We start from the raw sequence: 14,404 nt of genomic DNA, 5'->3' as shown, positions 1-14,404 counted from the left end.
TTCCGACAGGCGCCGAGATTCTAGCGCTGATGCACCAATTTACCGGCCGCATAGGTCTGCGCCACCGTCCGGTCATCCCCCAGCGTCATCAATACGAACAACCGCTCGGCAATGTCCTTGGCCTGCTTGAGGCGATAGCTCAGCAGCGGCGTGGCGTTGTAGTCCAGCACCAGGAAGTCCGCATCCGTACCCGGTTGCAAGGTCCCGATCCGATCCTCCAGGCGCAAGGCCCGGGCGCCGCCCAGGGTGGCCAGGTAGAGTGACTTGAACGGGCTCAGCCTGGCGCCCTGCAACTGCATCACCTTGTAGGCTTCGTTCAGGGTCTGCAGCAGCGAAAAGCTGGTACCGCCACCGACGTCCGTGCCCAGCCCCACATTCACCTTATGCTTCTCGGCCATGGGCAGGTTGAACAGTCCGCTGCCGAGGAACAGGTTCGAAGTCGGGCAGAAGGCTATGGCCGAACCGGTCTCGGCCAGGCGCGCGCATTCGTCGTCGCACAGGTGCACGCCATGGGCCAGTACCGAGCGCTGGCCGAGCAACTGGTAGTGGTCGTAGACGTCCAGATAGCCCTTGCGCTCGGGAAACAGGGACTTGACCCACTGCACTTCCTGCAGGTTTTCACTGATGTGGGTCTGCATGTAGAGATCGGGATATTCCCTCAGCAATTGACCGGCCAGGGCCAGTTGTTCCGGTGTGCTGGTGGGGGCGAAGCGCGGTGTCACGGCGTAGTGCAGGCGACCCTTGCCATGCCAGCGCTCGATCAGCGCCTTGCTCTGGGTGTAGCTGGATTCGGCCGTATCGACCAGGTAGTCCGGGGCATTGCGGTCCATCATCACTTTGCCGGCGATCATCCGCAGGTCGAGTTTCTGGGCCACTTCGAAGAACGCGTTCACCGATTGCGGGTGCACGCTGCCGAACACCAGCGCCGTGGTGGTGCCGTTGCGCAGCAGTTCCTTGACGAAAATATCCGCCACCGCGTCGGCGTGGGCCTTGTCGGCGAACTGGCTCTCGCAGGGAAAGGTGTAGGTGTCCAGCCAGTCCAGCAACTGTTCGCCATAGGCGCCCACCATGCCGGTCTGGGGCAGATGGATATGGGTATCGATGAAGCCAGGAGTGATCAGCGCATCCTGGTGATGGACGATCTCGATGTCGGCGGCCAGTGTGGGCAGCAGGTCGCAGGCGGGGCCGATGGCGCTGATCTGGCCATTCTCCACCACCAGCAGGCCGTCTTCGAAGTATTCGTAGGACGCTTCGATCCCGGCTTCGGCAGGATCGGCGAGACTGTGGAGCAGGGCGGCACGGTAGGCTTTGCGAGTCAGGGGCATGGGAACTCTCGGAAATGGTCAGCTGCGACGCGAGGCCGGCAGCAGTTTGGCAATGGGCTCGGCGCGGCGGGTCTGCTGGCCGAAATTCGCGTTATAGGTGGCGATGATTTCGCCGGCGATGGAGATGGCGATTTCCACAGGCAGCTTGCCTTTGACTTCGCCAATGCCCATCGGGCAGCGCATGCGCTGCAAGGCGCCGCTGTCGAAGCCGCGGTCGCGCAGGCGGTGTTCGAACCTGACCCGTTTGGTCTTCGAACCGATCAGGCCGAAATAGGCGAAGTCATTGCGCTTGAGGATCGCGGCGCTCAGCTCCAGGTCCAGCTGATGGTTATGGGTCATGACGATGCAGTAGCTGCCGGGCGGCAGTGCGTCGACTTCATCCAACGGATCTTCGCTGACGATCCTGCGCACGCCGTGGGGCAGTTGTTCAGGAAATTCCGTCTCCCGCGAGTCGATCCAGCGCACCTTGCAAGGCAGGCTCGCCAGCAGCGGCACCAGCGCGCGACCGACATGACCGGCGCCGAACACTGCGATCTGTGCCTGCACCTGGCCCATGGGTTCGAACAGCAGCACCGTGACGCCACCGCAGCACTGGCCCAGGCTGGCGCCGAGGCTGAAACGCTCCAGATGGGTGTCCTGCTGGCCGCTGGCGAGCATTTGCCGGGCGATCTCCATGGCCTTGTATTCCAGGTGCCCGCCACCGATGGTGTCGAAGGTCTGGCTGGCGCTGATGACCATCTTCGAGCCGGCATTGCGCGGTGTGGAACCCAGTTCTTCGATGATCGTCACCAGCACGCAGGGTTCACCGCGGGTCTGCAGGTCGGCGAGGGCGCTGATCCAGTTGTACATATTCACCTCGACATCTCTTTTGTCTATTCCGGCCTCATCGCGAGCAAGCTCGCTCCCACATTGGGACGGTGTCCGCAGTCCCTTGTGGGAGCGAGCTTGCTCGCGATAGCCGCGCCGCGGTCTAGAGCGAAGCCACTTCGACTTCAGCTTCCTCAGTCCTGACCGCTTTCAACCCTCGCATCTGCTCACACCCCCACAACACCCGCTCCGGCGTCGCCGGCGCATCGATTTTCGGTTGGTGCCTGTAATCCCCCAGGCTCGCCACGGCGTCCTTGATGGCGCACCATGCGGCGATGCCGAGCATGAAGGGCGGCTCGCCAACGGCCTTGGAATGGAACACCGTGTCTTCCGGGTTCTTGCGGTTCTCCACCAGCCTGACCCGCAGGTCCAGGGGCATGTCGGCCACGGCCGGGATCTTGTAGCTGGCCGGGCCATTGGTCATCAGCTTGCCCTTGTCGTTCCACACCAGCTCTTCCATGGTCAGCCAGCCCATGCCCTGGATGAAGCCACCCTCGACCTGGCCGATATCGATCGCCGGGTTCAACGAGGCGCCGACGTCGTGGAGGATGTCGGTGCGCAGCATCTTGTATTCGCCAGTCAGGGTATCGACGATGACCTCGGCGCAGGCCGCGCCATAGGCGTAGTAGTAGAACGGCCGGCCACGGGCCTGGCTGCGGTCGTAGTAGATCTTCGGAGTCTTGTAGAAACCGGTGCTGGACAGCGAGACCTGGGCGAAATAGGCCTGTTGCACCAACGCCTCGAACGTCAGGATGTGATCGCGCACCCGAACATGGCCGTTTTTGAATTCCACGTCTTCTTCGCTGACCTTGTACTGCCGCGCAGCGAACTCCACCAGGCGCCGCTTGATGGTTTCGGCGGCGTTCTGCGCGGCCTTGCCGTTCAGGTCGGCGCCGCTGCTGGCGGCGGTGGGCGAGGTGTTGGGCACTTTGTCGGTATTGGTCGCGGTGATCTGCACCCGGTCCATTTCCACCTGGAACACTTCGGCCACCACCTGGGCGACCTTGGTGTTGAGGCCCTGGCCCATTTCGGTGCCACCATGATTAAGGTGGATGCTGCCATCGGTGTAGATGTGGATCAGCGCGCCGGCCTGGTTGAGGAAACTGGCGGTGAACGAAATGCCGAATTTCACCGGGGTCAGCGCCAGGCCTTTTTTCAGGATCGGGCTGTTGGCGTTGTAGCGGCGGATCGCCTCGCGGCGTTCGGCGTACTGGCTGCTTTGCTCAAGCTCGGCGGTCATTTCCTCGAGCATGTTGTGCTCGACGGTCTGGTAGTAGTGGGTGACGTTGCGCTCGGTCTTGCCGTAGTAGTTGGCCTTGCGCACGGCCAGCGGGTCCAGGCCCAGGTGTCGGGCGATGGCGTCCATGACTTCCTCGATGGCGACCATGCCCTGGGGGCCGCCGAAGCCGCGATAGGCGGTGTTCGAGGCGATATTGGTCTTGCAGCGATGGCCGTTGATGGTCGCATCGCCCAGGTAATAGGCGTTATCGGCGTGGAACATCGCACGGTCGACGATAGAGGCGGACAGGTCCGGCGAACAGCCGCAATTGCCGGCCAGTTCGAGGGCGATGCCGTGCAGGCGCCCGGTGCTGTCGAAGCCGACGTCGTATTCGATGTAGAAGGGGTGGCGCTTGCCGGTCATCAGCATGTCTTCGACCCGGGGCAGGCGCATCTTGGTCGGCTGGCCAGTGAGATGGGCGATGACCGCGCACAGGCAGGCCGGGCTGGCGGCCTGGGTTTCCTTGCCGCCGAACCCACCGCCCATGCGGCGCATGTCCACCACGACTTTGTTCATCGAAACCCCCAGCACTTCGGCCACCAGTTTCTGCACTTCGGTGGGGTTCTGGGTCGAGCAGTAGACGAGCATGCCGCCATCTTCGGTGGGCATCACCGAGGAAATCTGGGTTTCCAGGTAGAAATGTTCCTGGCCGCCGATGTGCAGCGTGCCCTGGATACGGTGTTCGGCACCGGCCAGGGCGGCGGCCGAATCACCGCGCCGATGGGTGTGGCTGTCGAGCACGAAGTGACGCTTGCGCAGGGCTTCGACCACGTCGAGCACCGGCTCCAGGTCTTCATATTCGACGATGGCCGCCATCGCCGCCTTGCGCGCGGTTTCCAGGTCCCGGGCGGCCACGGCCAGCACGGGCTGGCCGACGAACTGCACATCATCGATGGCCAGCAGTGGATCGCCGGGCAGCAACGGTCCGATGTCCTTCAGGCCCGGTATATCCGCATGGGTAATGGCGATGCGCACCCCGTCGAAGGCATAGCACGGCGTGGTGTCGATGCGCAGGATCCGGGCGTGGGCGCGGTCCGACAGCCGGGCATAGACGTGCAACTGGTTGGGAAACTCCAGGCGGTCATCGATGTACTGGGCTTCACCAGACACATGCTTGGCGGCGCTGTCGTGCTTGACGCTGCGGCCCACGCCAGTGGTGAGGTCGCGGGCGAACAGTTCGGCCAGTTCGGCTTGGGTCTTTTCTGCGGCGTGATGGTTAGACATAAGCGGTCACCCGAGTCTCGATGTGCGGCGTTTGCAGTTCGATGAAGTATTTGCGCAGCAGGTTGCGGGCGCCGAGCAAGCGGTACTCCTTGCTGGCGCGGAAGTCCGACAGCGGCGTGAAATCCTCGCCCAGGGCCGCGCAGGCACGCTCGACAGTGCTGTCGTTCCATGCAGAGCCGATCAGGGCCGCCTCACAATGCTTGGCGCGCTTGGGCGTCGCGGCCATGCCGCCGAACGCTACGCGGGCGTCGCGCACCACGCCGTTGTCGATCCGCAGGTTGAATGCCGCGCACACGGCGGAAATGTCATCATCCAGGCGCTTGGAAACCTTGTAGGCGCGAAATGCCTGCTCGGCGCTGGCCCTCGGCACGATGATCTTCTCGATGAATTCGCTTTCCTGGCGAGCCGTGACCCGGTAATCGATGAAATAGTCCTCCAGGGCCAGTGTGCGGCGCACCTGCCCCTTGCACAGTACGATCTGCGCGCCGAGGGCGATCAGCAGGGGCGGGGAGTCGCCGATGGGCGAGGCGTTGCCGATGTTGCCGCCCAGGGTGCCCTGGTTGCGGATCTGCAGCGAGGCGAAGCGCTGCAGCAATTCACCGAAGTCGGGGTATTCGGCCTGCAAGGCCTCGTAGCAATCGGAGAGCGCGGTAGCGGCGCCGATCTCCAGGCGGTCGTCGAAGCGCTCGATGCGCTTGAGTTCGGCCACGTTTCCCACATAGATCATCACCGGCACGGTACGGTGGAACTGGGTGACTTCCAGGGCCAGGTCCGTGCCGCCGGCCAGCAGGCGCGCCTGGGGATACGCGTCGTAGAGTTCGGCCAGGTCGGCGACCGTCAGCGGCACCAGGCAGCGCTTGTCGCCGCTGTTGAGTTCGCCGGTCTCCTTGGGCGCAATGGCCTTGAGACGAGCGATGGTCTGGGCTTCACGAGCGTCGAACTGGTCCGTTTGCTTGCCGCAGCAGGCCTGGTCGGCGGCAGCCAGGATCGGCCGGTAGCCGGTGCAGCGACACAGGTTGCCGGCCAGGGCCTCGTGGGCCTTGTGCGCGTCGGGCTGTTCGCTGTTTTTCTGCAGGGCAAACAGCGACATGACGAAGCCGGGGGTACAGAAGCCGCATTGCGAGCCGTGACAATCGACCATGGCCTGCTGGACGCTGTGCAACCGGCCCTGGTGCTTGAGGTCTTCGACGCTGATCAGTTGCTTGCCGTGCAGGGACGAGACGAAGGTCAGGCATGAGTTGAGGCTGCGATAGCGCAGGCGCTCATGACCGGATTCATCTACGTGCAGTTCGCCCACCACCACGGTGCACGCACCACAGTCGCCGCTGGCGCAGCCTTCTTTGGTGCCGGACCGGCCGACATGCTCGCGCAGGTAATTGAGCACGGTCAGGTTCGGGTCCAGGCTGTGCTCGCTACGGAGTTCCTGGTTGAGTAAAAACTGGATCACGGAAGGCCTCGCAGATTCATTATTGTTGTATCGACGTGGGCCGAATTTATCAGTTCTGACTTTTCGGTCAACGATTTTCTGACTTTAAGGTCAGGAAAATTCGCTTTGTCGATGAACAACAGGTTTCGGGGTCGAACTTCGAGCGATGTCCTCTCTCCATCAGTTAAGCGCAAATCCTTGTGGGACGGGCTTGCTTGCTCGGATGCCGGCCTGCGCAAGGATCTGCGGCGGTCGGTCCACGTTCGCGGGCGAGCCCTGCTTGCGCAAAGGCCGGGCCCTTGAAAATTTGCTTATATCGTGCCAAAAACCCGGTGCAGGCCCTGCGCCATGACGTATCGAGTGCGGTACACTGCGCCGCTTGTGCAAATCGAAGAGTTTGAAGGACAACCATGACGTTCAAGGCCCCGGACAGCCTCGCTGAGCAAATCGCCCATCATCTCGCCGAGCGCATCATTCGCGGCGAAATGAGGCCGGGGGAGCGCATCCAGGAGCAGAAGGTCACGCTGGCGCTCAATGTCAGCCGCGGCTCGGTCCGCGAGGCCTTGCTGATCCTGGAACGGCGCCATCTGGTCGCGATCCTGCCGCGCCGTGGCGCCCATGTCACCGAACTCACCGAGCACAAGGTACGCAGCCTCTGCGCGCTGATGAGCGAGCTGTACATCCTGCTGGGCAACGCCGTGGCCCAGGGCTGGAAGGATCAGGCCGACATGGCGCCCTTCCTGGTGATCCAGCAGCGCCTCAAGGAGGCCTTCGTCCGACAGGACATCCGTACCTTCGTCGATGAAAGCTTCAGTGTGATGCGTGCCGCCTATCCTTTCGCCAACAATCCGTACCTGCAGGAAACCGTCGAGAACCTGCAGCCGGCCATGAGCCGTGCCTACTTCCTGGCCCTGGAACAGCGCAAGGCGGAAATGAGCGAGTTCCTCGATCTGTTCCAGCGCCTGCTCGTGGCCGTGCTGGCCCGTGACCTGCCGCAGATTCGCATCGTGCTGACGGCCTATGCCCAGCGCAGTTGCGATCTGGTGGTTTCTGCCCTGACGGCGGCCTGACGTGCGACTCAAGTGCATCAAGCTGGCGGGGTTCAAGTCCTTCGTCGACCCGACCACGGTGAACTTCCCCAGCAACATGGCGGCGGTGGTGGGGCCCAACGGTTGCGGCAAGTCCAATATCATCGACGCCGTCCGCTGGGTGATGGGCGAGAGCTCGGCCAAGAACCTGCGCGGCGAGTCGATGACCGACGTCATCTTCAACGGCTCGACCAGTCGCAAGCCGGTGAGCCAGGCAAGCATCGAGCTGGTGTTCGACAACTCCGACAGCACCCTGGTGGGCGAATATGCCGCCTATGCCGAGATCTCCATTCGGCGCAAGGTGACCCGGGACAGCCAGAACAGTTATTTCCTCAATGGTGCCAAGTGCCGGCGGCGCGATATCACCGATATCTTCCTGGGCACCGGCCTGGGGCCGCGCAGCTATTCGATCATCGAGCAGGGCATGATCTCCAAGCTGATCGAGGCCAAGCCCGAAGACCTGCGCAACTTCATCGAGGAAGCCGCGGGTATTTCCAAATACAAGGAGCGGCGGCGCGAGACTGAAAACCGTATCCGCCGCACCCACGAAAACCTTGCCCGCCTGACCGACTTGCGCGAAGAGCTCGATCGCCAGCTCGAACGGTTGCACCGCCAATCCGAAGCCGCCCGCAAGTACCAGGAATACAAGGGCGAGGAGCGCCAGCTCAAGGCCCAGCTCTCGGCCCTGCGGTGGCAGGCCCTGAATGAGCAGGTCGGCCAGCGCGAGTCGATCATCGGCAACCAGGAGGTCAGCTTCGAAGCCCTGGTGGCCGAGCAGCGCAACGCCGACGCGGCCATCGAGCGCCTGCGCGACGGGCATCACGAACTGTCCGAGCGCTTCAATCTGGTGCAGGGGCGCTTCTATTCGGTGGGCGGCGACATCGCCAGGGTCGAGCAGAGTATCCAGCACGGCCAGCAACGGCTGCGTCAGTTGCAGGATGACTTGAAGGAAGCCGAGCGGGCGCGGCTGGAAACCGAGTCTCACCTGGGGCACGACCGTACGTTGCTGCTGACCCTCGGCGAAGAGCTGGACCGACTCACCCCGGAACAGGAAGTTACCAGCGCCGCGGCCGAAGAGGCTGCCGCTGCCCTGGAGGAAGCCGAGCTGACCATGCATGGCTGGCAGGAGCAGTGGGACCGTTTCAACCTGACTTCCGCCGAACCGCGGCGCCAGGCCGAGGTGCAGCAGTCGCGCATCCAGCAATTGGAAACCAGCATGGAGCGCCTGGCCGAGCGCCAGCGGCGCCTGGCCGAAGAGCGCGCCCTGCTGGCGGCCGACCCGGAAGACGCGGCGATCCTGGACCTGAGCGAGCAGCTGGCGGCCAGCGAAGCCACCCTCGAAGACTTACAGGCCAGTGAAGACGCCCAGGTCGAACGCCTTGAACAGTTGCGCCAGGCCTTGCAGCAGGCCTTGCACAACCAGCAACAGGCCCAGGGCGAGTTGCAGCGACTCAATGGGCGTCTGGCCTCCCTGGAAGCCTTGCAGCAAGCCGCGCTCGACCCAGGCACCGGCACCGCCGAATGGCTGCGCGACCAGCATCTGGCCGAGCGTCCACGCTTGGCCGAAGGCCTGAAGGTCGACGCCGGTTGGGAACTGGCGGTGGAGACGGTGCTGGGTGCCGACCTGCAGGCGGTACTGGTGGACGATTTCGCCGGTTTCGACCTGTCGGGCTTTACCCAGGGCGACCTGCGGCTGCTCAGTCCGGCCGGTGACGGTGTGCGGATGCCGGGCAGCCTGTTGGACAAGGTCGAGGCCCAGGTCGATCTGTCGCCCTGGCTGGGCCAGGTCAAGCCCGTGGATAGCCTCGAACAGGCCTTGGCTTTGCGCGGACAACTGGCGGCGGGTGAGAGCCTGATCAGCCGCGACGGCTATTGGGTTGGCCGACACTTCCTGCGGGTGCGCCGGGCCAGCGAAGCCGAGAGCGGCATGCTTGCCCGAGGCCAGGAGATCCAGCGCCTGGGGGCCGAACGCGAAGAGCGCGAAGCCAGCGTCGAGGCCTTGGAAAGCGAATTGCAGAACCTGCGGGCGCAGCAACGTCAGCAGGAAAATGGCCGTGAACACCTGCGTCGGCTGTTGCAGGACGAAGCGCGCCATCAGGGTGAGCTCAAGGCCGGGCTGTCGGCCGGCAAGGCCAAGGTCGAACAACTGGCCCTGCGTCGCACTCGTCTCGAAGAAGAGATCGCCGAGCTGGGCGAGCAACGGGCACTGGAACATGAACAGATCGGCGAGGCGCGCTTGCAACTGCAAGAGGCCCTCGATGCCATGGCTCTGGACACCGAGCAACGCGAACTGTTGCTGGCCCAGCGCGACAGCTTGCGCGAGCGCCTGGATCGGGTACGCCAGGAGGCTCGCCAGCACAAGGACCATGCCCATCAACTGGCGGTACGCCTGGGCTCGCTCCAGGCCCAGTACGATTCCACCCGTCAGGCTTTGGAGCGCCTGGAAATGCAATCCGAGCGCCTGACTGAAAAGCGCGAACAGCTGAGTCTCAACCTGGAGGAGGGGGAGGCACCGCTGGAGGAACTGCGGCTCAAGCTCGAAGAGCTGCTGGACAAGCGCATGAGCGTCGACGAAGAACTCAAGACTGCGCAGATCGCCCTGGAAGACGCCGACCGAGAGCTGCGTGACGCCGAGAAGCGGCGCAGCCAGGCCGAGCAGCAATCGCAACTGATCCGTGGCCAGATGGAGCAGCAACGCCTGGAGTGGCAGGCCCTGACAGTGCGCCGCAAGGCGTTGCAGGATCAGTTGCTCGAAGACGGTTACGACCTCAATGGCGTGCTCGCCACACTGGTGCCCGGCGCCAACGAGAAAGACGCCGAGGAGGAGCTGGAGCGCATCGCCGCGCGCATCCAGCGCCTGGGCGCGATCAACCTGGCGGCGATCGACGAATACGAGCAGCAGTCCGAGCGCAAGCGTTACCTGGACGCCCAGGATGCTGACCTGGTGGAAGCGCTGGAGACCCTGGAAAACGTCATTCGCAAGATCGACAAGGAAACCCGAAATCGCTTCAAGGATACCTTTGATCAGATCAACAGCGGTTTGCAGGCACTTTTCCCGAAAGTTTTCGGTGGCGGCAGCGCGTATTTGGAACTGACGGGCGAAGATCTACTCGATACTGGGGTGACGATCATGGCGCGTCCACCCGGAAAGAAGAACAGCACCATCCATTTGCTCTCCGGCGGTGAAAAAGCGCTGACGGCCCTGGCCCTGGTATTTGCCATCTTCAAGTTGAATCCGGCGCCGTTCTGCATGCTCGACGAGGTCGATGCGCCGCTGGACGACGCGAACGTGGGTCGTTACGCGCGGCTGGTGAAGGAAATGTCCGAAACGGTGCAGTTCATCTACATCACCCACAACAAGATCGCCATGGAAATGGCCGACCAGTTGATGGGGGTGACGATGCATGAGCCCGGCTGTTCGCGTCTGGTGGCGGTGGATGTCGAGGAGGCCATGGCAATGGTGGATGCCTGAAGTGGCAAGCCGGACATCTTCCTGGAGGGCCGCGGGGCTTTTAACCGTTGAACGGTGCCGTGCAAATCACAGATTGGCACAAGCCTATGCGACAGACGGTGTAAAGTTATCTTTGGTCGTGCTAGTTTAATGTCAATTTTTCCTATGCGTGGGCAAAACGCCATTCAGAACATAGAGTTGGCGCCACGTTTTAAAGCGGTTTGCAAATAGCTAAGCCCCTTATTTTTCAGCATTTTTATAGAGGCACGGGATTACATGGAAATCGGTCTGCGCGAGTGGCTGATCGTCATCGGCATCATTGTCATTGCCGGTATTCTTTTCGACGGCTGGCGCCGGATGCGCGGCGGCAAGGGGAAGCTCAAGTTCCGCCTTGATCGCAGCCTGTCGAACCTGCCGGATGACGATGACAACACCGAGCTGCTGGGGCCGCCCCGGGTGCTGGACACCCACAAGGAGCCGCAGCTGGACGAGCATGACCTGCCTTCGGTCAGCGCACCCGCACGCGAACCACGGGAGTCGGGCTCCAAGCGCGGCAAGCGTAACAGTGAGCCGTCCCAGGGCGACCTGAACCTCAACCTCGACCTGGACGGTGGTCCGAGCTTCAGCAGCCGCGACGATTTCCCGGACGAAAGCAAGACTTCCGGCAGCGACAAGGACCAGGCCCAGGCAGAAGAAGTGCTGGTGATCAGCGTCATCTGCCGCGATCCGGGCGGATTCAAGGGCCCGGCGCTGTTGCAGAACATCCTGGAAAGCGGCCTGCGCTTCGGCGAGATGGACATCTTCCACCGCCACGAAAGCATGGCTGGTAACGGCGAGGTCCTGTTTTCCATGGCCAACGCCGTCAAGCCAGGCGTGTTCGACCTGGACGACATCGATCACTTCAGCACCCCGGCGGTGAGTTTCTTCCTTGGCCTGCCAGGACCGCGCCACCCCAAACAGGCATTCGACGTGATGGTCGCGGCGGCCCGCAAGCTGTCCCAGGAACTCAACGGCGAATTGAAGGATGACCAACGCAGCGTGCTGACGGCCCAGACCATCGAACATTACCGTCAGCGCATCGTCGAATTCGAGCGCCGGGCATTGACCCAGAAGCGCTGAGGCTGCCAACTGGCGAGGCGCTTTTGTGGCGAGGGGATTTGGCGAAACGTCGCGCCGCCCCGCTGGGCTGCGAAGCAGCTCCCAAAATATTAAGTTGCCGCAGGTTTTCCGCCGAGCGTTGCATGACTGATTGAAATGAGCAGCCTCGGCTGCTCTTTTGCTTTATGAGAGAACACCATGAATGCCGTCGAAACCCGCATCCTAGAGCTGCGTACCGAGCTGGATCAGCACAACTACCGTTACCATGTCCTCGATGAACCAACCATCCCGGACGCCGAGTACGATCGTCTGTTCCATGAACTCAAGGCCCTGGAAGAGCAGCATCCGGAACTGGTGACCAGCGACTCCCCGACCCAGCGTGTCGGCAGCGTCGCCCTGTCTGCGTTCAGCCAGGTCCGCCACGAGATTCCGATGCTCAGCCTGGGCAACGCCTTCGATGAAACCACCATGCGCGAGTTCGATCGCCGGGTGACCGAGGGGCTCGACCTGCCCATGGGCGATCTGCTGGGCGGCGGCGCGGCGGTGCAATACAGCTGCGAGCCGAAGCTCGATGGCCTGGCGGTCAGCCTGTTGTACCAGGACGGCATGCTGGTACGCGGTGCCACCCGCGGTGACGGCACTACCGGCGAAGACATCAGTGTCAACGTGCGCACAGTGCGCAACATCCCCCTCAGGCTGCAGGGCAGCGGCTGGCCACCCGTGCTGGAAGTACGGGGCGAGGTGTACATGTCCAAGGCCGGCTTCGAACGGCTCAACGCCACGCAGCTGGAGGCGGGCGGCAAGACCTTCGCCAACCCGCGCAACGCGGCGGCCGGCAGCCTGCGGCAACTGGATTCCAGGATCACCGCCAACCGACCCCTGGAGTTCTGCTGCTACGGCATCGGCCAGGTGACAGCGGACATCGCCGATACCCACATCGGTAACCTCAAGCAACTCAAGGCCTGGGGCCTGCCCATCAGTCGCGAGCTGAAGCTTGCCCATGGCATCGATGAATGCCTGGACTACTACCGCGACATCGGTGAGCGGCGCAACGCACTGCCTTATGAAATCGACGGGGTGGTGTTCAAGGTCAACAGCATCGCTTCCCAGCGCGAGCTTGGCTTCCGCGCCCGTGAGCCACGCTGGGCCATTGCCCATAAATTCCCGGCCAGCGAAGAGCTCACCGAGCTGCTGGATGTCGAGTTCCAGGTGGGCCGCACCGGAGCGGTGACGCCCGTGGCACGGCTCAAGCCGGTCAAGGTGGCCGGCGTGACGGTGGCCAATGCAACGCTGCACAACATGGACGAAGTGGCGCGCCTGGGCCTGATGATCGGCGACACCGTGATCATCCGCCGCGCCGGGGATGTGATTCCACAAGTGGTGCAAGTGGTCACCGAACGTCGTCCGGATGACGCACGTCCCGTGGCGATCCCCCAGCAATGCCCGGTGTGCGGTTCCCACGTGGAGCGCACGCAATTGATCAGGCGCAGCAAGGGACGCGAGACCGTCAGCGAAGGCGCGGTGTATCGCTGCGTCGGGCGCCTGGCCTGTGGTGCGCAGCTCAAGCAGGCGATCATTCATTTCGTGTCGCGCCGGGCCATGGACATCGAAGGGCTGGGGGAGAAGAGTGTCGAGCAATTGGTGGACGAGGGCCTGGTGGGCTCGCCCGCCGATCTGTACGCCCTGACCTTCGAGCAAGTGGTGGACCTGGAAGGCTTCGCCGAGCTGTCCAGCAGGAACCTGCTGGCGGCCATCGCCGACAGCAAGAAGCCGAGCCTGGCGCGCTTCATCTATGCCCTGGGCATTCCGGATGTCGGCGAGGAAACCGCCAAGGTCCTGGCCCGCTCCCTGGGGTCGCTGGAGCGCGTTCAGGCAGCGTTGCCCCAGGTACTCACTTACCTGCCGGATGTAGGGCTGGAAGTCGCCCACGAGATCCACAGCTTCTTCGAAGACCCGCATAACCGCCAGGTGATCAAGGAACTGCTGCGCCACGGTCTGGATATCCAGGACCAGGGCGAACTGGGGGCGGAATTCTCGGCCAGCACCACCCTGGGTGGTTTCCTGGACAAGCTGGACATCCCTTCGGTCGGGCCCGGTGGGGCGCAGAAACTGGCGGACAGGTTCGGATCCCTCGAAGCGGTGATGGAGGCGGACTGGCTGGACATGCGCCAGACCCTGCCGGAGAAACAGGCCAATGCCGTTCGGGAATTCTTCGCCATCGCCGAAAATCGCCGGCAGGCCGAGGCCGCCGAAAAACAGCTGCGGGACTTCGGCATGCACTGGCAGAGCGAGAAGAAAGTCGTCGAAGGCTTGCCCGAAGCGGGGCATACCTGGGTGCTGACCGGCTCGTTGGAACTGATGAGTCGCGACGTCGCCAAGGACAAGCTCGAGAGCCTGGGTGCCAAGGTGGCCGGTTCCGTGTCAGCGAAAACCCATTGCGTGGTGGCTGGGCCGGGGGCAGGTTCGAAACTGGCCAAGGCGAACGAGTTGGGCATCGAGGTGCTGGACGAAGAGGCGTTCGTGGCTTTCCTGGGCAAGCATGGCATCGCCGTCCAGTCCTGAGCAGGCCTGTGGTGTGGAGCGGGGCTCCATGACGCGAGCCGCTCCTTGCCGCGTTTGAAGCGATGCGCGCAGGAACGATCCTGC

At 63.2% G+C, this 14,404-nt stretch carries 8 protein-coding genes; 4 read left to right on the top strand and 4 right to left on the bottom strand.

Features of this window, described 5'->3' with window-relative positions; genetic code table 11:
• Positions 1-20: 20 nt before the first annotated feature.
• The 4 genes from guaD to xdhA form a co-directional block, all read right to left on the bottom strand.
• A complete protein-coding gene (gene guaD, locus BT179_RS02505; RefSeq protein WP_072389086.1) occupies positions 21-1,325 on the bottom strand; it encodes a guanine deaminase in 1,305 nt (434 codons plus the stop codon).
• An 18-nt stretch (positions 1,326-1,343) separates the two neighbouring features.
• Complete coding sequence (xdhC, locus tag BT179_RS02500) at positions 1,344-2,174, bottom strand: xanthine dehydrogenase accessory protein XdhC (RefSeq protein WP_072430336.1); 831 nt, start codon at positions 2,172-2,174, stop codon at positions 1,344-1,346.
• 121 nt (positions 2,175-2,295) lie between these two features.
• Positions 2,296-4,695, bottom strand: coding sequence for a xanthine dehydrogenase molybdopterin binding subunit (gene xdhB, locus BT179_RS02495; RefSeq protein WP_072430337.1), 2,400 nt, complete (start codon positions 4,693-4,695; stop codon positions 2,296-2,298).
• The gene (xdhA, locus tag BT179_RS02490; protein ID WP_072430338.1) at positions 4,688-6,142 is read right to left on the bottom strand and encodes a xanthine dehydrogenase small subunit; all 1,455 of its coding nucleotides are present in this window, start codon (positions 6,140-6,142) and stop codon (positions 4,688-4,690) included. Before xdhA ends, xdhB begins: the two co-directional genes overlap by 8 nt.
• Positions 6,143-6,531: 389 nt before the next feature.
• Here xdhA and BT179_RS02485 point away from each other — a divergent pair, with 389 nt between their 5' ends.
• From BT179_RS02485 to ligA, 4 genes are all read left to right on the top strand, one after another.
• On the top strand, positions 6,532-7,191 hold the full coding sequence (locus BT179_RS02485) for a GntR family transcriptional regulator (protein WP_072389078.1): 660 nt from the start codon (positions 6,532-6,534) through the stop codon (positions 7,189-7,191).
• Between the two features lies 1 nt (position 7,192).
• Positions 7,193-10,681 carry a chromosome segregation protein SMC gene (gene smc, locus BT179_RS02480; RefSeq protein WP_072430339.1) on the top strand — a complete coding sequence of 1,163 codons (3,489 nt, stop codon included), beginning with the start codon at positions 7,193-7,195 and terminating at the stop codon, positions 10,679-10,681.
• Positions 10,682-10,936: 255 nt separating this feature from the next.
• Positions 10,937-11,779 carry a cell division protein ZipA gene (gene zipA, locus BT179_RS02475; protein WP_072389076.1) on the top strand — a complete coding sequence of 281 codons (843 nt, stop codon included), beginning with the start codon at positions 10,937-10,939 and terminating at the stop codon, positions 11,777-11,779.
• Positions 11,780-11,956: 177 nt separating this feature from the next.
• Positions 11,957-14,320, top strand: coding sequence for an NAD-dependent DNA ligase LigA (gene ligA / locus BT179_RS02470; RefSeq protein ID WP_072430340.1), 2,364 nt, complete (start codon positions 11,957-11,959; stop codon positions 14,318-14,320).
• The last annotated feature ends 84 nt before the right edge of the window (positions 14,321-14,404 follow it).

Origin of the sequence: Pseudomonas sp. NFACC43 (genome assembly GCF_900119645.1) — a bacterium.
In the GTDB taxonomy this organism is placed as follows: Bacteria; Pseudomonadota; Gammaproteobacteria; order Pseudomonadales; family Pseudomonadaceae; genus Aquipseudomonas.
This window is presented reverse-complemented; position numbering and strand designations above follow the sequence as displayed.

What these genes read in the sequence shown, in the direction of transcription:
- guaD (WP_072389086.1), bottom strand. Translation starts at nt 1,325, where the DNA reads ATGCCCCTGACTCGCAAAGCCTACCGTGCCGCCCTGCTCCACAGTCTC.
- xdhC (WP_072430336.1), bottom strand. Translation starts at nt 2,174, where the DNA reads ATGTACAACTGGATCAGCGCCCTCGCCGACCTGCAGACCCGCGGTGAA.
- xdhB (WP_072430337.1), bottom strand. Translation starts at nt 4,695, where the DNA reads ATGTCTAACCATCACGCCGCAGAAAAGACCCAAGCCGAACTGGCCGAA.
- BT179_RS02485 (WP_072389078.1), top strand. Translation starts at nt 6,532, where the DNA reads ATGACGTTCAAGGCCCCGGACAGCCTCGCTGAGCAAATCGCCCATCAT.
- zipA (WP_072389076.1), top strand. Translation starts at nt 10,937, where the DNA reads ATGGAAATCGGTCTGCGCGAGTGGCTGATCGTCATCGGCATCATTGTC.
- ligA (WP_072430340.1), top strand. Translation starts at nt 11,957, where the DNA reads ATGAATGCCGTCGAAACCCGCATCCTAGAGCTGCGTACCGAGCTGGAT.